A 20,857-nucleotide genomic window follows, 5' to 3' on the forward strand; every position below is an offset into this window, starting at 1 on the left:
GGCCGCCCGGCCCACGAATTCCCGTGCCCCAGTTCGTGCCGCACCACGTCTTTTCCAGGGTTGATATACGCAATGACGCACCCTCGTCCTTCCCGTGCCGTCCTTCTCGCCGCCGGCGCGTCGCTGGCGCTGGCCGGCTGCGACCGCAAGGCCGCCCCACCCGCACCGCCGCCGCAGGCGGTGGGCGTCATCACCCTGCGCGCCAGCCCGGTCGAGCTGACCACCGACCTGCCGGGCCGGACCGAGGCGGTGGAGATCGCGCAGGTCCGCCCCCAGGTGAACGGCGTCATCCAGAAGCGGCTGTTCGTCGAAGGCTCGGACGTCACCGCGGGCCAGCAGCTCTATCAGATCGACCCGTCCGCGTACCAGGCCACCTATGATTCGGCGCATGCCCAACTGCTGCGCGCCCAGGCCGCCCGGGTCACGGCCCAGGCCCGGCTGGACCGCTACGGCCCGCTGGCCCGCGCCCACGCCGTCAGCCGGCAGGATTACGATGACGCCCTGGCCACCGCGCGGGAAGCCGACGCCGACATCGCCCTGGCCCGCGCCACCATGAGCGGGGCGGCGGTCAATCTGGCCTATACGCGCGTGCTGTCGCCCATCAGCGGCCGCATCGGCCGGTCGCTGATGACGGTGGGCGCGCTGGCGACCGTCAACCAGACCTCCAACCTGTCGGTCGTCACCCGGCTCGACCCGATCTATGTCGACGTGAACCTGCCCGCCACGCGCCTGCTGGAACTGCGGCGCGAGCTGAAGCAGGGCCGGCTGAGCCGCGCCGGCGCCGACGCCGCGACCGTCAGCCTGACGCTGGAGGACGGCAGCAGCTACGAAACCCAGGGCCGCCTGGAATTCTCCGAGGTCAACGTGGACGAAACGACGGCGACCGTCGTCGTCCGCGCCGTGTTCCCCAACCCCGAGCACCTGCTGCTGCCGGGGATGTACGTGCACGCCGAATTGCAGGAAGGCGTCGATCCCACCGCCCTGCGCGTGCCGCAGGTGGCGGTGACGCGCACCCCGCACGGCGACCCCGTCGTCATGGTCGTCGGCGCGGACAAGAAGGTGTCGATCCGCCCCGTCACCACGGGGCCGGCCGTCGGTACCGACTGGATCGTGACCGCGGGGCTGAAGCCCGGCGAGCAGGTCGTGGTCAGCGGCCTGCAGAAAATTCACCCCGGCGACACCGTCAATCCCAGCGAGGTCGCACAAACGGATGCCCCCCAGGGGCAGAAGGCGGGATAATCGTCCATGTCGCGTTTCTTCATCGACAGGCCCATCTTCGCATGGGTCATCGGCCTGGTCATCATGCTGGTCGGCGCCGTTTCGGTCTTCCGCCTGCCGATCGCCCAGTACCCCTCCATCGCGCCGCCGCAGATCGCCATCAGCGTCACCTATCCCGGCGCGTCGGCCGAAACGGTCAACAACACCGTCGTGCGGCCCATCCTGCAGCAGATGTACGGGCTGGACCACCTCGAGTACGTCTCGGCGCAGTCCTATGCCAGCGGGCAGATGGAAATCGACCTGACGTTCGAGCAGGGAACCAACCCCGACATCGCGCAGGTCCAGGTGCAGAACAAGCTGCAGCTCGCCCAGCCGCGCCTGCCGGTCGAAGTCACGGCCCAGGGCCTGACCGTCACCAAGGCGGTCAAGAACTTCATGCTGGTCCTGGCCTTCATCTCGACCGACGGGTCCATGTCGGGCTTCGACATCGCCGATTACGTGGCGTCGAACGTCTCCGACCCGATCAGCCGCGTCTCGGGGGTGGGCGACCATACGCTGTTCGGCTCGGAATACGCGATGCGTATCTGGCTGGACCCCGGCAAGCTGTTCAAGTACGGCCTGACCATCAATGATGTGCAGGCGGCGATCGTGGCCCAGAACATCCAGGTCTCGTCCGGCGAGATCGGCGGCCTGCCCGCCAAGCCCGGCGCGCGCCTGGACGCCACCATCATCGGCCCGACCCGCCTGACCTCGCCCGAGGAATTCGGCGCCATCCTGCTGCGCGTGCAGCAGGGCGGCTCGCAGGTACGCATCCGCGACGTGGCGCGGGTCGAACTGGGGCCGCAAAGCTACACCGTCAGCTCGTACTACAATAACAAGCCCACGGTCGGCATGGCGCTGAAGCTGGCGCCCGGGGCGAACCAGCTGACGACCGAAACCGCCGTGCGCGCCGAGATCGACCAGCTGTCGAAATTCTTCCCGCCGGGGCTGAAGGTCGTCTATCCGCTGGATACCGAACCCTTCATCGTGCTGTCGATCAAGGAAGTCGTCATCACCCTGCTCGAGGCCATCGGCCTGGTGTTCCTGGTGATGCTGGTGTTCCTGCAGAACTTCCGCGCGACGCTGATCCCGACCATCGCCGTGCCGGTGGTGCTGCTGGGCACGTTCGGAGTGCTGGCGGCGCTGGGGTTCACCATCAACACCCTGACCATGCTGGCCATGGTGCTGGCCGTCGGCCTGCTGGTCGACGACGCCATCGTCGTGGTGGAAAACGTCGAGCGCGTGATGGCGGAAAAGAAGCTGTCGCCCAAGGAAGCTGCGCGCGTGTCGATGGACGAGATCTCGGGCGCACTGGTCGGCATCGTGCTGGTGCTGACCTCGGTCTTCCTGCCGATGGCGGCCTTCGGCGGGTCCACCGGCGTGATCTACCGCCAGTTCTCGATCACCATCGTGTCCGCCATGTGGCTGTCGGTCCTGGTCGCCATGATTATGACGCCGGCGCTGTGCGGCACGATGCTCAAGCCCGGCACGCACGAGAAGACGCACGGGCCGGCCGGCTGGTTCAACCGCACGTTCGAGCGCACGAACCGCGGCTATCAGTCCGGCATCCGCTGGATGCTGGAGCGCTCGGTGCTGTCGCTGGTGCTGTATGTGGCGGTCACCGGCCTGACGGTGTTCCTGTTCACCCGCATCCCCGGCGGCTTCCTGCCCGACGAGGACCAGGGGCTGGTGTTCGGCCAGGTGACGACGCCACCGGGCTCGACCAAGGAGCAGACGGCCGCGATCAACCGCAAGGTCACCGACTACATCCTCAAATCCGAGGGCGACAACGTCGTCTCGGTCTTCTCGATGAACGGCTTCAACTTCGCGGGGCAGGGCCAGAATGCCGGCGCGTTCTTCATCCGGCTGAAGGACTGGGACGTCCGCCCGGGGGCGGCGCGCACGTCCTCGGCCGTGGCCATGCGGGTGATGATGCATTTCTGGGGCGACCCCGAGGCGCAGATCTTCGCCATCAACCCGCCGGCGGTGCTGGAACTGGGCAACGCGACCGGCTTCGACCTGGAACTGGAGGATCGCGGGCATCTGGGGCATGACAAGCTGCTGGCCGCCCGCAACCAGATCCTGATGGCGGCCGCGAAGGACCCGCGCCTGGTGGCGGTGCGCCCCAACGGCATGGAGGACGCGCCCCAGTACCTTCTGGATATCGACCGCGAGAAGGCGAACGCGCTGGGCATCACCAATGCCGAGATCAACATCACCATCCAGGGCGCGCTGGCCTCGATCTACGTCAACCAGTTCATGCGCGACGACCGCGTGAAGCAGGTCTACATCCAGGGCGAGCCCGACGCCCGCATGCTGCCCGGCGACCTGGATAAATGGTACCTGCGTAACGTGACGAACGGGCTGGTGCCCTTCAACGCCTTCGCGTCCGGCAAATGGATCGTCGGCCCGCAGAAGGTCGAGGATTACAACGGGCTGAACGCGTTCGAAATCCTGGGCCAGCCCGCGCCGGGCTACAGCACCGGCGCCGCCGTCACCGCCATTCAGGAAGCGCTGGCCAAGCTGCCGCCGGGCATCGGCTATGAATGGACCGGCCTGTCGTTCGAGCAGATGGCCTCCGGTTCGTCCACCGGGCCGCTCTATGCCCTGGCCGCGACGGTCATCCTGCTCTGCCTCGCAGCCCTGTACGAAAGCTGGGCGATTCCCTTCGCGGTGCTGCTGGTCATCCCGCTGGGCGTGCTGGGCGCCCTGGTGGCGACCCTGACGCGGGGTCTGGCGAACGACGTCTATTTCCAGGTCGGGCTGCTGACCACCGTGGGGCTGGCGGTCAAGAACGCCATCCTGATCGTGGAATTCGCCAAGGCGTTCTTCGAAGCCGGGGACGACCTGCTCGAGGCCGTGGTCAAGGCCGGGCGCGAACGCCTGCGCCCCATCCTGATGACGTCCATCGCCTTCGTCTGCGGCGTGTTTCCGCTGGCCATCTCGACCGGGGCCGGGTCGGGCGCGCGCGTCGCCATCGGCACCGCCGTGGTCGGCGGCATGCTGTCGGCGACGCTGCTGGCCATCTATTTCGTGCCGCTGTTCTTCGTTCTGGTGCTGCGGCTGTTCCGGGTGACCCGGATCAAGGACCGGACGGACCCGCACGCGCCGCCGTCCGGGGCCCCGCTTCCGTCCGGTCAGGAGAAATAAGTCGATGAAGGGAGTTCTCCATCCGCGCCGGGCGGCGCTGCTGCTGATGGCGGCCCTGCCCGGATGCACCATGATTCCGGACTACAAGCGCCCGGCGCTGCCGGTGTCGGCAGCCTGGCCGCAGGGCGCGGCCTATCACGCCAGCGGTACCGGCCAGACTGGCCCTGGGCAGATCGGCACTGCCGCGTCCGACCTGGGCTGGCGCGATTTCTTCGTCGATCCGCGCCTGCAGGCGGTCATTGCGCTGGCGGTGCGTGAAAACCGCGACCTGCGCTCGGCCGCGTACGCGGTCATCCAGGCGCAGGGTCAGTACCGGGTGCAGCATGCCTCGCTGTTCCCACAGATCGGCGCGACCGGCCAGGCGATATACCAGGGACCGTCCGACAACGCGGGCCTCAGCTTCGCGCCGGGGCTGGGGCGCAATGTCGGCACCTTCCGCTATTATTCGGCCGGCATCGGCTTCTCATCCTACGAGATCGACCTGTTCGGCCGCATCCGCAGCCTGTCGCGCGAGGCGACGGACGAGATGATGAGCCAGGCGGAAAACCAGCGCGGTGTGCTCATCAGCGTGATCTCGCAGGTCGCGACGACCTATGTGGCCTGGCTGGCCGACCACGAACAACTGCGCGTGACGGAACAGACCCTGGCCTCGCAGCAGGAAAGCCTGCGCCTGACCCAGGCGCGTTTCGACCGGGGCGAAACCGACCAGCTGACCCTGCGGCAGGTCGAGACCGAGGTCGAACAGGCGGCGGCGAACCGCGCCCAGTACCAGCGCCAGGTGGCGCAGGACGAAAACCAGTTGGTGCTGCTGGTGGGCGCGCCGCTGCCGGCCGACCTGCCGCCGCCCGCGCCGTTCGGCCATCAGACCGTGATGGCCGACCTGCCGGCCGGCGTGCCGTCGGACCTGCTGGACCGGCGGCCGGACGTCGTGTCGGCGGAATATGCCCTGCTGTCGGCCAATGACGATATCGGGGCCGCGCGCGCCGCCTTCTTCCCGCGCCTGATCCTGACGGCGTCGGACGGGGTGTCCAGCCTGCAGTTCCGCAACCTGTTCACCTCGGGCGGCACCGCGTGGGGGATCAACCCGCAGATACAGGTGCCTCTGCTGACCTGGGGACAGAACGAGGGGTCGCTCCAGGTCTCGAAGGCGCGGCGCAACCAGCGGCTGATGGCGTATGAAAAGGCGATCCAGACCGCGTTCCGCGAGGTGTCGGACGCGCTGGCCGCCCGATCGACCTATCTGGACCAGTCCCGCCAGATCGACGCGCTGGTCGTATCGTCGGCCGACGCCTACCGGCTGGCGCGGATGCGCTTCGACGCGGGGGTGGATTCCTACCTGACGACGCTGGACTCGCAGCGCACGCTCTATACCGCGCAGCAGAACCAGATCGTGGTGCAGGAAGCGCGCTACCAGAACCTGATTACCGTCTACCGGGCGCTGGGCGGGGGCTGGATGGAACATGCCCCCGTCGCCACCACCCCGGCCCGGACGGCCGGGGGGACTCGTCCCACCGCCGGCTGACCGCCGGGGTGCCGGACGGCGCGATTGCCAAAGGCGGGCCCAGGGCCCGCCTTTTCGCGTTTCGGGCCAGGACGTTACGCAATAGCCGATGGTCACGACCCGCGTATATTGTGCAGTGCAATGTATTGTGCACTGCAACAAAAGCAGTTACCTACGTTTATTTATATATTTCCGTTGACGGCCAGAAAAAAACCGGTCATTAAAGGCTCACCAGAGCGAGAAGACCGGAACGGCCCCGCTCCCGAGAACAAGAAACCTGCGGCAATGCGATCGCGGGAACAAAAAAAGCCAGGGGTCGTGATGCCCCTGGGACCTGATTAGACAAGGGGTGCATCGCAGTGCGGTGCACCTCTTTTTTTGTTCAATTTTTCGCGACACCCGCTAAAACCCCGACGAGCAAACCCGCCGGAGTGAAAAGACGCAGGCCGTGAAAACCCAACCCCAGGATCCCAGGCTGGTCATCGCCGTCATCATGGTGACCGTCGCGATGGGGGCGCTGGACGCCATTTCGCTGACGCATCTGCAGGTCTTCACCGGCTATATGACCGCGACGGTCATCCTGATCGCCGTGCACCTGGTCTCGGCCCAATCCATCCTCGGCCCGGGGCTGCTGGCCATCGCCTCCTATCTGGTCGGCGCGGCGCTGGGCGGGCGGCTGGTGCGGCGCGCGCATTCGCGCCGGCGTACCGTGGCCGACCTGCTGATGGGGGTGGGCGTGCTGATCCTGGCGGCGGCGGCGGTCTGGTGGACCGACATGGTAGGGCGCTACTACGTCACCCTGGTCATCATGGCCGTCGCGATGGGGTTGCAGACCTCGGCCACCCGCCATGCCCAGGTCACGGACCTGACCCTGCCGGCGGCGACGCTGCTGCTGCATGGGCTGGTGCACGACAGCCGCCTGGCCGGCGGCCCCGCGCGCGGCACCTGGCGGCGCCTTGCCGCCATCTTCGGCCTGTTCGGCGGGGCGGCGGTGGGTGCGTGGGCATCCAGCCGGTCGGTGCCGATCGCGATCGCGCTGGTCGGGCTGACCATCACCGGCGCGGGGTTCCTGCTCTATCTTCGCGATCACCCGCTATTGGAACGGCTGGAAAACGTCAGCCCGCTTTGAAGGGTCGCATCGGGCTTCGCCCGAACCCACCAGGGCCTGAGGCCCTGGACCCCGATCATGAATGAAAACAACCGGGTTTCCAAAGGGCAATGCCCTTTGGCGGGTTTCAGGGCAGCGCCCTGAGGCCTCAGGGCACGCGGGCGACGCGCAGCGTGTTGGTGCTGCCGGCGACGCCGAAGGGCAGGCCGGCGGCGATCACCACATTGTCGCCGGACCGGGCCAGGCCGCTGGACACGGCGGCTTCGACCGCCTGGTCGACCACCGTCTCGACGGTGCGGACGGGGGTTTCCTGACCGACCGACTGCGCCAGAACGCCCCAGACGACGCACAGGCGGCGCGCGATCTCGTCGGTGGGCGTCAGGCCGATGATCGGGCAGGACGGACGCTCGCGCGAAATACGCAGCGCCGTGGCGCCCGCCAGCGTGAAGGCCACGATGGCCCGCGCGTGGACGGTGGTGGCGATCTGGCCCGCCGCCGCGGCGATCGCATCGGCGACATAGCCCTCGGGCGCGGGGCAGCTTGCCTGCATGATCGACAGCCACACCGCGTCGTCCTCCACCCGGCTGACGATGCGGTTCATGATGCCGACGGCCTCCAGCGGGAACTGGCCCGCCGCCGTCTCGGCGGACAGCATCACCGCGTCCGCGCCGTCGAACACGGCGGTCGCCACGTCCGACGCCTCGGCCCGGGTGGGGGTCGGGGCGCTTATCATGCTTTCCAGCATCTGGGTGGCGACCACCACCGGCTTGCCCATCTGGCGGGCCAGGCGGATGATCCGCTTCTGCGCCAGCGGCACGGCCTCGGGCGGCAGTTCCACGCCCAGATCGCCGCGCGCGACCATCACCGCATCGGACAGCCGGACGATCTCGTCCAGATTGTCCATCGCCTGCGGCTTCTCCACCTTGGTCATGATCCAGGCGCGGCCGGCGGCGATGGCGCGGGCTTCCTCGACATCCTCGGGGCGCTGGACGAAGGACAGGCCGATATATTCGACGCCCAGCTCCAGGGCGAAGTCCAGGTCCTTGCGGTCCTTTTCCGTCAGGGCCGGGATCGGCAGGACGATGTCGGGCACGTTCACGCCCTTGCGGTCCGACAGCACGCCGCCCACGGCGACGATCGTGTCCAGATGGTCGGGCCCGGTCGCGCTGACCACCAGGCGCAGCTTGCCGTCATCCAGCAGCAGGTTGCTGCCGACAGTGGCGGCATGGATGATCTCGGGGTGCGGCAGGCGCACGCGCGTGGCGTTGCCCGGCGCGTCGTGCAGGTCCAGCCGGAAGGCCGCCCCGGTTTCCAGCGTGACGCGGCCGTTCTCGAACGTGCCGACGCGCAGCTTGGGGCCCTGGACGTCGGCCAGGATCCCGATCGGCCGGCCCAGTTCGGCCTCGACGGACCGGATGATCTCGTGGCGCGCGGCATGGTCCGCATGCGTCCCGTGCGAAAAATTGAGGCGGAACACGTCGGCGCCCGCTTCGGCCAGGGCGCGGATCGTGGCCATGTCGGACGAGGCGGGGCCAAGCGTCGAGACGATCTTCGTTCGCCGGGGCCGGGGCGCGGAGACGATGGTCATGGGCATTTTCTCCTTCTGGATTTTTTTCTTCGACCGGCCCGCCGGTCCTCGAAACGGACCGGCGGGCGCGGAAGTCAGGACGGCTGGATTGTCTCCTGCGGCAGCAGGCCCCAGACCGATCTGCGGTCCAGCCAGCCGGAATAATGTTGCACGCCGACCCGGCACCAGCCGGTACCGGCGGCGCAGTCGTGGAACGTGCCCACCGCGCCGGGCCGCAGGACCGCGACGATGGACGACGCGGCATCGGCCGACGCGCGCAGCATGACGGCGCCGGGAATCGTGGCGGCCGCGGCCGGGTCCGCCAGGCGGCCGACGATCTGCGTGTCCGAATGGCCGGCCGGGGCAGCGGCCGGCTGGGTGCCGGCCGCGCTGGCGGGGACCGGCTGCGCCGGATCGACCGGCGGCAGGCCGGGCACCACGAAGGTCCGCGTGCCCACCAGGGTGGCCTGATGGACCCACCCCTTCTGCCCGTCCGAATCCTCGACCAGCCGCCAGACGTCGAATTCGCGCTCGATCTTCACCGGCAGGTTGCGGCGGTGGTACACCCACTGGATCGGGTAACGCTGCCCGGGGCCGGAGCGCATGTTGACCTCGTCGGCGCGCAGCGCCGCGAAACGCGGCAGCGGCAGGCTGGTCACCGTGCCCTTGTCCGGGTCCCTGTCGGGCGCGCCGGGCGCCGCCGGGGGCACGCTGGCGGGCAGGGCCGTCGCGTTCGCGGTGGCGGCCGACGCGGCGGCTCCCGTCGCCGCCCCCGCCGCGACGCCGGCGGCAACCCCCGTGGCGATCGCCGGCGCATGCCGTGTCACGGCGGCGGACCGGTGCGCCGGGCCGTGATAGGGATGCGGCGGGGCCTTGGCGTGCCGGGCGTGGGCGGACGCGGACACCGGATGCGCGGTCGGCCCATGATGGTGGCGGTGTGCGCCCGCCCCGGCCGCGGCAGTCCCCGCATGATGATGGTGATGGCGGTGGTGGGCCGCGCCCCCCGATGCGGTGCCCTGGGCCGCCGCACCCGTCGCCCACAGCACGGCCGGGATCATCACGGCCATCGACAGCGTACCGCCGCCGACGCGGCTGCGCGCGCCGGAAGACGGGATGGGAAATAGGGAAAGGATCATGGCTGCATCCCTGCCAAGGCCCACGCCGCTCGGCAAGGGGGATCCGCCGGAAAGGGACAGGTCATCCCGCCTCACAGGCTGACGATCTGCCGGCCGCGGGCCGCGTCGAGAAACGTCGGAACGCCGGCCACCTCGACCCCGGGCAGCAACGCGTCGGCGGGCAGGCCTGCGAGGCGCAGGCCGGATTCGCAGGCCAGCAGGACGCCGTCCATCTCGCGCACCGCGTCGCGCAGGGTGTCGAGCCCGGCGACGCCGCCGGCCCGCACTGCCGCATCGCGCGCCGCGTCATGCAGGCCGCTCCAGTCCCGGGCCAGGGCATGCACCCCCCGTCCCGCCGCGAACAGGACCACCGGGCGATCGACCGCCAGCGCCCCCGCCGCCAGGACAAAGGCGTAGTGCGCGCGCTCGTACCCACCGTCCAGCAGCAGGATCGCCAGCCCTCCGGCGGAGGGGGCGTCAGAGGCCCGGAAATCCTCATCCGGCATGGATGTCGCAGGCCTCCCTCGCGGTCGCCCCCATTGTCGTCGCCTCGTGCGCCGACAGGTCGCGGATCGTCGCGCGCGGGCCGCACAGCGGGCACGCCGGATCGGGTGACAGACGGATGGTATGGAACCGCGCCGCCAGCGCGTCCCAGACCAGAAGGCGCCCCGACAGGCTTTCGCCGATCTCCAGAAGCTCCTTCAACGCCTCGGTGGCCTGCAATGTTCCCATCACCCCGGTCACCGCGCCGAACACGCCGGCTTCGGCGCAGGACGGAACGGTGCCGGCGGGCGGCGCGGACGGATACAGGCAGCGATAGCACGGCCCCCCCCGATGCGGCCGGAATGTCGAAATCTGGCCCTCGAACCGCAGGACGGCCGCCGACACCAGCGTCCGCCGCTCCAGCGCGCAGGCGTCGGCCACCAGGTAGCGGGTGCCGAAATTGTCGCATCCGTCGCAGACCAGATCATAGCCCGCGACCAAGGCGCGGGCGTTGTCCGCGTCCAGCCGCATCGGATGGCGGTCGACCCGGACCAGCGGATTGACGGCATGGATCGCCTCGGCGGCGGAATCGACCTTGCGCCGGCCGATGCGGTCGGTGGTATGCGCGATCTGGCGTTGCAGGTTCGACAGATCGACGACGTCGTCATCGACCAGCCCGATCCGCCCGACCCCCGCCGCCGCCAGGTACAGCGCCAGCGGCGAACCCAGGCCGCCCGCGCCCACCACCAGCACGCTGGCGTCGCGCAGGGCCGCCTGCCCGACGCCCCCGATTTCAGGCAGCAGGATGTGGCGGGCGTAGCGCTGGATCTCGGTTTCGGAAAAATCGGCGATCATGCGTCCTGCCTCGGAGGGGCCTGTCCGCATGGTATGAACCCGGCGCGCCCGGACGAATACGGCCTTCGGATCACCTTTTTGTGACAATTTATGTCGCGCGACATGAAAACCATGCATGCCCGATATGCTTACGATATGGTCCGTAGGCAAGATCAGGGGACGATTTGATGCACCGTTTGGGACGTCTGATGCCTGTCGGTCACATGGTCGCCGTCCGTCGGCACCAGGCCCGCCGGATCTGCGCCGTGACGCTGGTGATGTCCCTGTCCCTGTTCGTCGCCTCGCCATTCGTGACGCTGTGGTCCGTCTCCTCGGCCCTCCAGGCCAACGACATGCGGTCGCTGGGGTCTTTCCTGAACTGGCGTGCGGTCCGCACCAGCCTGAAGACGCAGCTTGTCGACAGCGTCGTCGGCACCCAGCCGGTCGCCGACGACGAACTGCCGGAATTCGGGTCGTCCTTCGCCACGGCGGCGGTGTCCAACGCCGTGGACCTGAACGTGAACCCCGACAATCTCGGGTCGCTGGTCGGGCAGGTCATGCCCGCGGCCCCCGCCATTCCGGTGGAAGCACGGGTCGCCATCCTGCATCACGTCCACGTCCGTTTCGTGCGCCCCGACATGTTCGAGGCCAGCATCGCGGTGCCGGGGCACGAACATGAAAGCCCCCTGCATCTGCAGATGCGTATCCAGGGCTGGCGCTGGAAGATCACACGGGTGGATCTGCCGTCCGCCCACCCCGACCATCCGATCATGGAGGCGTCGGCCGAGTCCGCGCAGAAGGTTCTGCTGGCCCGCTAGGGCGCCGCCCTCTGGAAACCCAGTCGCTTTATCCCCGATCGGGGTCCAGGGCCTCAGGCCCTGGTGGGTTCGGGCAACGCCCGACCTTTCCCTGGCCAGGGCCGGCCCGTTCAGCGGCGGGACCGTGCGGCGGTCGTCTCGGCGGGCAGATCCTCTTCCAGGATGGTCATGTGCAGGGCGTAGGATATCTCGCCCTCGTCCTCGTCGCGGTGAATCGTGCCGACGACCTCGCCCTTCACGGCGACCTCGACCGACAGGCCAGCGCGCGGCGGGGGATTGACCGTCAGTTCGGGCGAACCCAGAAGCCGGCGCAGGCAGACCTGCAGGCGGGCGATCTCGGAGGCTGACATGCTGCTCATCACTTTATGCTCCCTGGGGGTATGGCGGTCCGGCGCCGGCCTGTTATGTGGGCGGCCGGGGTGGACGAAATCCGGCGTGCCGGCCGGGTTGCCGCCCGCTATAGGCACATGGGCCTCTACCCGCAACCATTCCCGCATGCGTTCGCGCCTGCCCCCGAAACGTCTCCTTGCCGCCCGGACCGCGCCATGATCCGCCGCTTTTCTCCGCTCCCTCGCCTTGTGTCCCCTGCATGGAGAATGGCCTTGCGGATGCGCGCCGCCCTTTTCATCCGTTTCGCCCGCTCGTGGGGCCTGGCCTGTGTCGCCTGCCTGGTCGTGGCCGTTTCGGCCCATGCCGGGACGGTGACGCCGCTCTTTGGTCCCACCGAGGCCACGCGCACCCTGACAGCCCGCACGCTGGCGCGGCAGATCCAGCAGGACGGGCCCCGGAAGGCCGTACAGGACCTGACCCGGGACAAGGAGTGGCCCCGCATGCGCCGTGCGGTGGCGACCGGCTGGCAGAACTGGATCGACCTGATGCCCGATCTGATGTCGGCCACCGACCCCGCGACCACCCGGTCGCTGCAACTCGCCCTGCGTCAGGCGCTGCCGCGCAATCCGCGCGCGGTCGTGGCGGCGCTGGACCCCAGGAACGGGCCGGTGCGGGGCGGCCGGACGATCTGCGCCCCCGCCGGCATGCCGGCCACCTGGCGCCACCGCGCGATCCGCGCGGTCGAGGCCCTGCACGATATCCACCTGATCGACCAGGGCGCGGACTGCCTCAACGCCCTCAACGGCAAGACGGGGTCGTAGGGCCTCCCCGCCTCCTGCTCTGTGCGGATGCGGGCGGTTTCTTGACAAGGCCAGCCCGAGCTGCCGTACCAGGATGCCCCCGCATGTCGGGACTTCAGTTAGGGAAGGAGGCATCTTGGCCCGGAGATCGTATCGTCACCCTTTGTTCGGAATCGTCGTTCCCCTCGCCCTGGCCGGGTGCGGGTATGATGATTCCCGCGCTGCCCATTGGGCACAGCTTGGCATGATCGGCATGACGTCGAACGATTTGCAGGCCTGCGCCGGCCCGCCCGAAAAGGCGGTGACGCTGAACGACACGACCAAGGTGTTCCAGTACAGCTACAAGCCCGGCGCCAGCGGCTCGTTCAGCATCAGCCCGCTGAACCTGGCGACAGTGAGCTACGGCGGCAGCGGCAGCTATTGCGTGACCGTCATCCGCCTTGTCGGCGACCGCGTCAGCGAAGTCCATTATTCCGGCGACGACGACAAGTTCATCGGCACGGACGGCGTGTGCGCCGCCATCGTCCGGGGTTGCGTCCGGCAGCCCGAGGCGACGATGCGCCACGTCAAGGGTGGGCCGTTCGGCCCGGTGTCGGCTTTCTCCGCGCCGCCGGTGCCGCCGCAGCCGGCTTCGGCGGTCTATGATCCGCAGCCGCTGGCCACTGCGCCGCGTTTGCTCGACGGGCCTTGAGCAAGCCAGGGGGCGTTGTCCCATAAGCGCGCCAGTAACGCTTCTTCCTTCACTTTGGGCGAGGGAGGTCGGGCGTTGCCCGAACCCACCAGGGCCTGAGGCCCTGGACCCCCATCAAAGGCTTGCCTCTGAAATCCGGTTATTCAGGCATGGTCCAGCCGTGGCGGGCCAGGGTGGCGCGGATGTGGGCGGGGGGTGGCGCCTCGGCGATGACGGGCGGCGACAGGGGCAGGGCCAGCCGGCGGCTCATCAGATGCAGGCGATGGCCGTCCGGCCGGCCATAGACCGGGTCGCCCAGGATCGGGCAGCCCAGGCTGGCGCAATGTACCCGCGCCTGATGCGTCCGCCCGGTCAGCAGCCGCAGTTCCAGCCAGCTTTCCTGCCCGTCGGACGCCAGCACCCGCCAGCCGGTCCGCGCCGGCTGGCCGTCAGCCGCCGCCACCATGCGCCAGCCGCCCGGGTCCGTCCGGCGGGCCAGCGCCAGGTCGACGGTGCCTTGCGTGGCGGCCGGGTGTCCATGCACCACCGCCCAGTAGGTCTTGGCGGCGGCGCCCGTCGCGAAGCACTGCTGGGCGGCCAGCAGCGCCTGCTTGCGTAACGCGATCAGCAGGCAGCCCGACGTGTCGCGGTCCAGCCGGTGGGCCAGCCACGGCCCGTCCCGCCGGCGCGACAGCAGGGGAAACGCATCCTCGACCGACGGGCCGCCGCCCGGCCCCGGATGGACCGCCAGCCCCGCCGGCTTGTCGATCACCACGAAACGGCTGTCGCGGAACAGGATCGGAAACGGGTCCGGGGTGCGGGGCAGCGCCCCGCCCGGCGCGCGCGTCCTCATTCCTCGTCGGGACGGCGCAGCAGCACCTCGCGGCGGCCGACATGGTTGGCCTCGCTGACGATGCCTTCCTTTTCCATCTGCTCGATGATCTTCGCCGCGCGGTTGTAGCCGATGGACAGATGGCGCTGGATGAACGAGGTCGAGGCCTTGCCCTCGCGCGCCACGATGGCCACCGCCTGGTCGAACAGGCTCGTCTCCTCGTCGAAGCCGCCGCCGCCCAGCCCGTTGCCCGACGACCGGCCGCCACCACTACCGCCGCCGCCACCGTCCTCGTCCTGGGACGAGATGACGTCGTCGTCATAGATCGGCTCGCCCTGGCTGCGGAGGAAGCGCACCACGTCCTCGACCTCGGTGTCGCCGACGAACGGGCCATGGACACGCGTGATGCGGCCGCCGCCCTGCATGTACAGCATGTCGCCCTGGCCCAGAAGCTGCTCGGCCCCCTGCTCGCCCAGGATGGTGCGGCTGTCGAACTTGCTGATGACCTGGAAGGAAATGCGGGTCGGGAAATTCGCCTTGATGGTGCCGGTGATGACGTCCACCGACGGGCGCTGGGTCGCCATGATGACATGGATGCCGGCGGCGCGGGCCTTCTGGGCCAGGCGCTGCACCGCGGCCTCGATCTCCTTGCCCGCGACCATCATCAGGTCCGCCATCTCGTCGATCACCACGACGATGTAGGGGATGGAATCCAGCGCCAGTTGCTGTTCCTCGAAGGTCGGGCGGCCGGTTTCGGGGTCGTAGCCGGTCTGCACCCGGCGGGTCACGACCTCGCCCCGCGCCCGGGCCTCGGCCACGCGCTCGTTATAGCTGCCGATATTGCGGACCTGTAGGTGCGACATGGCGCGATAGCGGCGGTCCATCTCGCGCACCGTCCATTTCAGGGCGGCGACCGCCTTGGCCGGCTCGGTCACCACCGGCGTCATCAAATGCGGAATGCCTTCGTAGATCGACAGTTCCAGGATCTTCGGGTCGATCAGGATCAGCCGGCATTCCTCGGGCGACAGCCGGTACAGCAGCGACAGGATCATCGCGTTCACGCCGACCGACTTGCCCGACCCGGTGGTGCCCGCGATCAGCAGATGCGGCATCCGCGCCAAGTCGCCATAGACCGGCACGCCCGAGATATCCTTGCCCAGCGCCAGGCACAGGCGCGACGACGCATGGTGCCAGGCGTCGTCGGTGAACAGTTCGGACAGGTACACCGTCTCGCGCATCGCGTTCGGCACCTCGATGCCGATGACGTTGCGGCCCGGCACGGTGGCGATACGCACGCTCAGCACCGACAGCGACCGCGCCACGTCGTCCGCCAGGCCGATCACCCGGGCCGAGCGGATGCCCGGCGCGGGTTCCAGCTCGTACAGCGTGACGACCGGGCCGGCATGGATCTGCCCGATCTGCCCCTGCACGCCGTAATCGGACAGCACGGTTTCCAGCAGGCGGGCGTTGGCCTGCAACATCTCCTGCGACGGTCCGGTCTCGGTGCGCGAGGGGGCGGCCCGCAGCAGCGCGGCCGAGGGCAGGCGCCACGGGTCACGCCCGTCGGCGGGCGGCGGCGGGGCGTATCCGCCGTGCCCGGCCGGCCGGTCCTCGCCGACGGGGGCATGGGTGTCGGGCGCGGCCGGCCGCGCGCCGGCGGCGGGCCGGCCGCCGAACAGGCGGTCCAGGAAGGTGCCGCGCGGTCCCTCGGCGGTCGCCGCGGGGGGGAGGGCGATCGCCTCGTCCTCGTCGGGGAAGGCCGGCTCCTCGGTGCTCCAGGCCGTGGTTTCCTGCGCGCGCGGGCCGCCCAGCAGCAGGGGCGGCGGGTCGGCGACGTCGTCGCCCATGCCCGGCGGCTGCACCCAGCCGGTGCCCAGCGACGGGCGGGCCGGCGTCCGGGCGGGGGCGGCCGGGCGCGCGGCGGGGCGGGGTTCGGGCCGCTCTACCCGGATCGTGCGGGGGGGCGGGGCGGGCGCGTGGGCGGTGGCGGTCATTTCCGGACGCGGCGGCGGTGGGGCATGGTCCGGTGCACTGTCCAGCGCGCCGTCCCAGCGTCCGGCGCCGGCGGGCGCCATGTCGGCGGCCGGCCGGGCGGACCTGCGGCGGGCCAGGCGCATCGGCTGGCGGGCCGCCACACGGACGCCCCGGCCGATCGCGATCCATTCGGCCAGCGACAGCCCCATCGCCAGCGGCACCAGCAGCACCGTCAGCAGCAGGCCCAGCCCCCACACCGCCAGCCGCCCCGCCGGGCCCAGGATCGACGCCCCGGCCTGGAGCGCGGCATGGGCGATCGACAGGCCGAACGCCCCGCCTGGGCCGGATTCGGTGGGCCAGCGCGGCGTCGGCAGCGACGGGACCAGCATCGGCATCGCCGCCAGCAGCGCGCCGATCACCGGCATGGCGCACAACAGGGCGATGATCCGCAGCGCCACCGACCCCAGCCCGGCATGACGGACGACGCGCCAGCCCCACGCCGCCAGCGCCAGCACCGGCAGGGCCGACAGGATGCCCACATTCTGCAGCAACGCGTCGGCCAGGTACGACCCCGCGATACCTAGAAGATTCGTGGGCAACTGGCTGCTGGCGGTGTTCATCGACGGGTCGAGCGGGCTGTAGCTCCACAACGCGGCGGCCAGCGCCAGCGCCAGCAGCCACAGCGTCATCCCCCCCAGTTCGACCAGTCTCTGCCGCGCCGCCGAGCGGATGCGCGGAGAAACCAGAGAGGCGGGGATGAAGCGGCCAAGGGTCGGCAAAGGCTCGGATCCTGTGTGCGGGGGCCTGTCGTCCCTGCGGAAACGGGGTGTTTCCGTGGGGACGGCAGGCGCGATGAAGCCGGTGGACGCCCCGACGCCGGGCCGGGGCTGCGGAACCGGATGAACTATAGCCCCGTGGTCCCTGAATACAGAAGGAAGTTATACCTATCAGCGCCCCATGGGCACTGGGGGGCATGGATCAGGAAAGGTCGGGCTCCGCCCGAACCCGGCAAGGGCGGCGGCCCTTGCATCCCATTCGTTTCAGAAATCCATGGGGTTCCAAAGGGTTAGATCCTTGTCTTCCCCTCAGTCGGCCCCACCCGTGGCGGCGCGCCAGATCGACAGCCGCGCCGCCCCGTGCCGGCGTTCCGCCAGCAGCGGCCCGGCCCCGGCCGGCACCTCCTCGTCGGCGGCGGTCTCGACGACGATCAGCGCGCCGGGCGCGATCCATCCGGCGCGCCCCAGCGCCTGCAGCGCCCGCGCCGGCAGGCCTTGCCCGTAGGGCGGGTCCAGAAACACCAGCCCGCAGGCGCCATCCGCGCCGGCGGGCGGCGGGCGGGTGACGTCGATGGCGCGGACGGTGGCGGCGGCCTCGGCGCGGCAGGCGGCGACATTGGCGCGCAGGGCCGCCAGCGCCGCGCGGTCGGTCTCGAAGAACGTGCAATGGGCGGCGCCCCGCGACAGGGCCTCCAGCCCCAGGGCGCCGGTGCCGGCGAATCCGTCCAGCACCCGCGCGCCCACCACCGCGTCCGTCCCGGCCCAGGGCGCGTGCAGCAGCATGTCGAACAGCGCCTGCCGCACGCGGTCGGCGGTGGGGCGGGTCGTGCGGCCCGGCGGGGCGGCCAGCGCGCGCCCGCGACGGGTTCCGGCGACGATACGCATCCCGGCGGGGTCCGGGGGGGGCCTAGCGGCGGCGTCCGGCGCGGGTGGGCGCCGCCAGGCCGGGCACCTGTTCGCGCAGGACCTTGCCGGGCACCTCCTCCAGTTCGGACCGCAGCAGGGTCCCCAGCTGGAACGGGCCGTAGGACGTGCGGATCAGGCGGCTGACATGCAGGTTCAGCCCGCGCATCACTTTGCGAATCTCGCGGTTCTTGCCCTCGCGCAGCGACACGGTCAGCCAGGCATTGTCGCCCTTGCGGGAATCCAGCCCGGCCTCGATCGGGCCGTAGCGCACGCCCTCGAACACGCTGCCGCCCGCCAGCGCCTTCAGCCGGGCCTCGTCCACCACGCCGAAGACCCGCACGCGGTAGCGCCGGATCCAGCCGTTCGACGGCAGTTCCAGCCGCCGGGCCAGTTCGCCGTCATTGGTCAGCAGCAGCAGCCCCTCGCTGTTCAGGTCCAGCCGCCCGACGCTGATGACGCGGGGCATGCCCGCCGGCAGTGACGCGAAGACCGTCGGCCGCCCTTCCGGGTCGCGATGGGTCGTCACCAGCCCGTCCGGCTTGTGATAGCGCCACAGCCGCGTGCGCTCGGGCGTTTCGATCACCGCGCCGTCGGCCTGCACGATGTCGCCCGGCCCCACGAAGGTCGCCGGATGGGTGACCTCCTCGCCGTTCAGGCGCACGCGCCCTTCCTCGACCATCCGCTCGGCATCGCGGCGGCTGGCCACGCCCGAGCGCGCCAGCCATTTGGCGATCCGTTCGCCGCGGTCGGGGTGTTGGGGGTCGTCTTGGTTCATCGTCTGGATCCCGAGGCGTCGGTCAGGGCAAGAAAGAGGCGTGTATCGGCCGGGGATATGGCGAATTCCGGATGCCATTGCACGCCCAGGCAGAAGGGATGGGGGGGATATTCGACCGCCTCGATGATACCGTCGTCGGCCGTCGCGCAGACCACCGCGCGCCCCGGCGTGCGGACGGCCTGGTGATGGGCGGAATTGACCGCCAGGCGGGCCGCGCCGGTCACGCGCGCCAGCAGCGTGCCGGGGACGATATCGACCTCATGGCCGGGCTGGTCGCGGGGGTTGGGCTGTTCGTGCGCCAGCGCGCCGGGGCGGGCGTCGGGGATATGCTGGATCAGCGTGCCGCCCAGCGCCACGGCCAGAAGCTGCTGCCCGCCGCAGATGCCCAGCACCGGCACGTGCCGCGCGATCGCCGCCCGCGCCAGCGCCAGTTCCGCGCCGGTCCGCTCCGTCTTCAACGTCACGGCGGCATGGCGCGCGCTGTCGCCGTACAGCGCGGGGTCGACGTCGAACGCCCCGCCGGTAATCACCAGCCCGTCGATCCGCGCCATGATGTCGTCCGTCAGCGCCGCATGGTGCGCCAGCGCCACCGGCACCCCGCCCGCGTCGGCGATGGCATCCATGTAGTTGCGGCGCAGCGCATACCAGGGATAGCGCGAATAGGCCCCGCCATCGGGGGCGCCGTCCTCGCTGTCCAGGGTCACGCCGATCAGGGGGCGGGATCGGGTCATCCCGCCTGACCTAGAGGAATATCGCGGTGAAGGAAATCGCCCCGGTGGTCCGTGGCCGAAATCCGGGCCCAAGGGGTAGTCAGGCAAGCGCCTTCACAATCCCCACCGCGCGATCCAGCCCGGCATCCGTCGTGAACACATGCGGGGCCAGCCGGACGATCGCGGGCAGGCCGCGCGCCGCCATCTCGAACGGCGCATAGGGCGCGGGCACGGCGCTGGCGGTCACGCCGCCCTGCTCCAGGCGCTTCACGATGTCGGCCGCATCCAGCCCGTCGATGGTGAAGCTCACGATTCCCGACAGCACGGCCCCCCAGTCCTGCAGGCGCACGCCGGGCAGCGCGCGCAGCCCGTCACGCAGGCGCGCGGCCCGGTCGGCGATGCGCGCGCGGATGAACGGCAGGCCCAGCGTCAGCGCGCCCTCGATCGCGGCGGCCAGCCCCAGCCGCCCCGCGATGAAGGCCTCGCCGCCCTCGTACCGGCGCGCATCCTCGCGTCCGGCGCCGAACTGATCCGCCATGACGGCCTGGGTGCGCGCCAGGAACCGGCGGGACGCATACAGCACGGCGGTGCCCCGGGGGCCGCGCAGCCATTTCCGCCCGCTGGCCACCAGCCCGTCGCAGCGCAGCGCGCCGACATCCACCGGCATTTGTCCCAATGCCTGGCAGGCATCGACCAGATGCACCGCCCCGATCTCCGCCGCCAGCGCCCCGAGTTCGTCCGCCGGATTGACCAGGCCGCTCACCGCCGGGCACCAGGTCGTCAGGACCAGCCGCGTGCCGGGCCGCACCGCCGCCCGCGTCGCCGCGATGTCGGTCTCGCCCTGCGCGTCCGTCGCCATCACGTCGATCGAGACCCCGTCCAGCCCCCGCAGCATCGCCAGCGTTCCGCCCCAGCAGGCGCGATCGACCAGTACGCGGTCCCCCGCCCGCAGCCCGACCGACAGCAGCAGGGCGCGCAGCGCGCCGTTGCCGCTTTCGACAAAGGCGATTTCGTCCGGCCGGGCGCCGATCAGGCGCGCGGCGTGGCCGTAGCCGGCCTCCAGCCGCTCCCGCGCTTCGGCCGCCGCCCAGGTCGCGCCCCGTTCGGCCTCGCGCAGCAGATGACCTGTCACCGCTTCCAGCACGGGGGCCGAGGCCAGGCCGCAGGCCGCGTTGGCCAGGTAGACGCCCGTTTCAGCCCGCGCGGGCGCGATCCAGCGTGTCGTCGGGTCGGACATCGTTTTCCTCCGTG

At 70.4% G+C, this 20,857-nt stretch carries 18 protein-coding genes; 7 read left to right on the top strand and 11 right to left on the bottom strand.

Annotated features, from left to right (window positions below; translation table 11 throughout):
* Positions 1-72 precede the first annotated feature (72 nt).
* From HLH21_RS01785 to HLH21_RS01800, 4 genes are all read left to right on the top strand, one after another.
* Positions 73-1,239: an efflux RND transporter periplasmic adaptor subunit gene (locus HLH21_RS01785; RefSeq protein ID WP_182940520.1), complete on the top strand. Its 1,167-nt coding sequence runs from the start codon at positions 73-75 to the stop codon at positions 1,237-1,239.
* Positions 1,240-1,245: 6 nt separating this feature from the next.
* Entirely contained in the window at positions 1,246-4,407 is a 3,162-nt protein-coding gene (locus HLH21_RS01790) for an efflux RND transporter permease subunit (RefSeq protein WP_182940521.1), read from the top strand.
* 4 nt (positions 4,408-4,411) lie between these two features.
* Positions 4,412-5,929, top strand: coding sequence for an efflux transporter outer membrane subunit (locus HLH21_RS01795; protein ID WP_182940522.1), 1,518 nt, complete (start codon positions 4,412-4,414; stop codon positions 5,927-5,929).
* A 427-nt stretch (positions 5,930-6,356) separates the two neighbouring features.
* Complete coding sequence (locus HLH21_RS01800; RefSeq protein WP_182940523.1) at positions 6,357-7,037, top strand: YoaK family protein; 681 nt, start codon at positions 6,357-6,359, stop codon at positions 7,035-7,037.
* Positions 7,038-7,164: 127 nt separating this feature from the next.
* Here the strand turns inward: HLH21_RS01800 and pyk are convergent, their stop codons facing one another.
* The 4 genes from pyk to HLH21_RS01820 all read right to left on the bottom strand — a co-directional run bounded on the left by pyk (position 7,165) and on the right by HLH21_RS01820 (position 11,036).
* Positions 7,165-8,604, bottom strand: a complete 1,440-nt coding sequence (gene pyk / locus HLH21_RS01805; protein ID WP_182940524.1) for a pyruvate kinase — start codon at positions 8,602-8,604, stop codon at positions 7,165-7,167.
* A 74-nt stretch (positions 8,605-8,678) separates the two neighbouring features.
* On the bottom strand, positions 8,679-9,650 hold the full coding sequence (locus HLH21_RS01810) for an SH3 domain-containing protein (RefSeq protein WP_408871347.1): 972 nt from the start codon (positions 9,648-9,650) through the stop codon (positions 8,679-8,681).
* A 140-nt stretch (positions 9,651-9,790) separates the two neighbouring features.
* A complete protein-coding gene (locus HLH21_RS01815; protein ID WP_182940525.1) occupies positions 9,791-10,204 on the bottom strand; it encodes a DsrE family protein in 414 nt (137 codons plus the stop codon).
* Positions 10,194-11,036, bottom strand: a complete 843-nt coding sequence (locus HLH21_RS01820) for a HesA/MoeB/ThiF family protein (protein WP_182940526.1) — start codon at positions 11,034-11,036, stop codon at positions 10,194-10,196. The genes HLH21_RS01815 and HLH21_RS01820 overlap by 11 nt, the downstream gene beginning before the upstream one ends.
* Positions 11,037-11,224: 188 nt before the next feature.
* Between HLH21_RS01820 and HLH21_RS01825 the strand changes: the two genes are divergently transcribed.
* Entirely contained in the window at positions 11,225-11,833 is a 609-nt protein-coding gene (locus HLH21_RS01825; protein ID WP_246379041.1) for a DUF2939 domain-containing protein, read from the top strand.
* Positions 11,834-11,943: 110 nt separating this feature from the next.
* On the opposite strand, the gene HLH21_RS01830 is transcribed toward HLH21_RS01825, so the two are convergent.
* On the bottom strand, positions 11,944-12,192 hold the full coding sequence (locus HLH21_RS01830) for a DUF3126 family protein (protein ID WP_182940528.1): 249 nt from the start codon (positions 12,190-12,192) through the stop codon (positions 11,944-11,946).
* A 249-nt stretch (positions 12,193-12,441) separates the two neighbouring features.
* Here HLH21_RS01830 and HLH21_RS01835 point away from each other — a divergent pair, with 249 nt between their 5' ends.
* Entirely contained in the window at positions 12,442-12,984 is a 543-nt protein-coding gene (locus HLH21_RS01835; protein WP_246379043.1) for a hypothetical protein, read from the top strand.
* Positions 12,985-13,216: 232 nt separating this feature from the next.
* Entirely contained in the window at positions 13,217-13,654 is a 438-nt protein-coding gene (locus tag HLH21_RS01840) for a hypothetical protein (RefSeq protein ID WP_182940529.1), read from the top strand.
* A gap of 139 nt (positions 13,655-13,793) precedes the next feature.
* On the opposite strand, the gene HLH21_RS01845 is transcribed toward HLH21_RS01840, so the two are convergent.
* The 6 genes from HLH21_RS01845 to HLH21_RS01870 form a co-directional block, all read right to left on the bottom strand.
* Positions 13,794-14,486: an RluA family pseudouridine synthase gene (locus HLH21_RS01845; protein WP_182940530.1), complete on the bottom strand. Its 693-nt coding sequence runs from the start codon at positions 14,484-14,486 to the stop codon at positions 13,794-13,796.
* On the bottom strand, positions 14,483-17,218 hold the full coding sequence (locus tag HLH21_RS01850) for a DNA translocase FtsK (RefSeq protein ID WP_182940531.1): 2,736 nt from the start codon (positions 17,216-17,218) through the stop codon (positions 14,483-14,485). Before HLH21_RS01850 ends, HLH21_RS01845 begins: the two co-directional genes overlap by 4 nt.
* A 306-nt stretch (positions 17,219-17,524) precedes the next feature.
* Complete coding sequence (rsmD, locus tag HLH21_RS01855; RefSeq protein ID WP_182940532.1) at positions 17,525-18,100, bottom strand: 16S rRNA (guanine(966)-N(2))-methyltransferase RsmD; 576 nt, start codon at positions 18,098-18,100, stop codon at positions 17,525-17,527.
* Between the two features lie 22 nt (positions 18,101-18,122).
* Positions 18,123-18,896 carry a pseudouridine synthase gene (locus HLH21_RS01860; protein ID WP_182940533.1) on the bottom strand — a complete coding sequence of 258 codons (774 nt, stop codon included), beginning with the start codon at positions 18,894-18,896 and terminating at the stop codon, positions 18,123-18,125.
* Positions 18,893-19,627, bottom strand: a complete 735-nt coding sequence (locus tag HLH21_RS01865; RefSeq protein ID WP_182940534.1) for a gamma-glutamyl-gamma-aminobutyrate hydrolase family protein — start codon at positions 19,625-19,627, stop codon at positions 18,893-18,895. Before HLH21_RS01865 ends, HLH21_RS01860 begins: the two co-directional genes overlap by 4 nt.
* A gap of 79 nt (positions 19,628-19,706) precedes the next feature.
* Positions 19,707-20,843, bottom strand: a complete 1,137-nt coding sequence (locus HLH21_RS01870; RefSeq protein ID WP_182940535.1) for an aminotransferase class V-fold PLP-dependent enzyme — start codon at positions 20,841-20,843, stop codon at positions 19,707-19,709.
* Between the last annotated feature and the right edge of the window lie 14 nt (positions 20,844-20,857).

Source organism: Gluconacetobacter johannae (genome assembly GCF_014174305.1).
Taxonomy (GTDB): Bacteria; Pseudomonadota; Alphaproteobacteria; order Acetobacterales; family Acetobacteraceae; genus Gluconacetobacter; species Gluconacetobacter johannae.

Bases quoted from the DNA above. Each gene is read 5' to 3' on its own strand.
- HLH21_RS01820 (WP_182940526.1), bottom strand. From the start codon at position 11,036: ATGATCGCCGATTTTTCCGAAACCGAGATCCAGCGCTACGCCCGCCAC.
- HLH21_RS01830 (WP_182940528.1), bottom strand. From the start codon at position 12,192: ATGAGCAGCATGTCAGCCTCCGAGATCGCCCGCCTGCAGGTCTGCCTG.
- HLH21_RS01845 (WP_182940530.1), bottom strand. From the start codon at position 14,486: ATGAGGACGCGCGCGCCGGGCGGGGCGCTGCCCCGCACCCCGGACCCG.
- HLH21_RS01790 (WP_182940521.1), top strand. From the start codon at position 1,246: ATGTCGCGTTTCTTCATCGACAGGCCCATCTTCGCATGGGTCATCGGC.
- HLH21_RS01860 (WP_182940533.1), bottom strand. From the start codon at position 18,896: ATGAACCAAGACGACCCCCAACACCCCGACCGCGGCGAACGGATCGCC.
- HLH21_RS01835 (WP_246379043.1), top strand. From the start codon at position 12,442: ATGCGCGCCGCCCTTTTCATCCGTTTCGCCCGCTCGTGGGGCCTGGCC.
- HLH21_RS01795 (WP_182940522.1), top strand. From the start codon at position 4,412: ATGAAGGGAGTTCTCCATCCGCGCCGGGCGGCGCTGCTGCTGATGGCG.
- pyk (WP_182940524.1), bottom strand. From the start codon at position 8,604: ATGACCATCGTCTCCGCGCCCCGGCCCCGGCGAACGAAGATCGTCTCG.
- HLH21_RS01785 (WP_182940520.1), top strand. From the start codon at position 73: ATGACGCACCCTCGTCCTTCCCGTGCCGTCCTTCTCGCCGCCGGCGCG.
- rsmD (WP_182940532.1), bottom strand. From the start codon at position 18,100: ATGCGTATCGTCGCCGGAACCCGTCGCGGGCGCGCGCTGGCCGCCCCG.
- HLH21_RS01870 (WP_182940535.1), bottom strand. From the start codon at position 20,843: ATGTCCGACCCGACGACACGCTGGATCGCGCCCGCGCGGGCTGAAACG.
- HLH21_RS01840 (WP_182940529.1), top strand. From the start codon at position 13,217: ATGACGTCGAACGATTTGCAGGCCTGCGCCGGCCCGCCCGAAAAGGCG.
- HLH21_RS01865 (WP_182940534.1), bottom strand. From the start codon at position 19,627: ATGACCCGATCCCGCCCCCTGATCGGCGTGACCCTGGACAGCGAGGAC.
- HLH21_RS01815 (WP_182940525.1), bottom strand. From the start codon at position 10,204: ATGCCGGATGAGGATTTCCGGGCCTCTGACGCCCCCTCCGCCGGAGGG.
- HLH21_RS01810 (WP_408871347.1), bottom strand. From the start codon at position 9,650: ATGGCCGTGATGATCCCGGCCGTGCTGTGGGCGACGGGTGCGGCGGCC.
- HLH21_RS01825 (WP_246379041.1), top strand. From the start codon at position 11,225: ATGCCTGTCGGTCACATGGTCGCCGTCCGTCGGCACCAGGCCCGCCGG.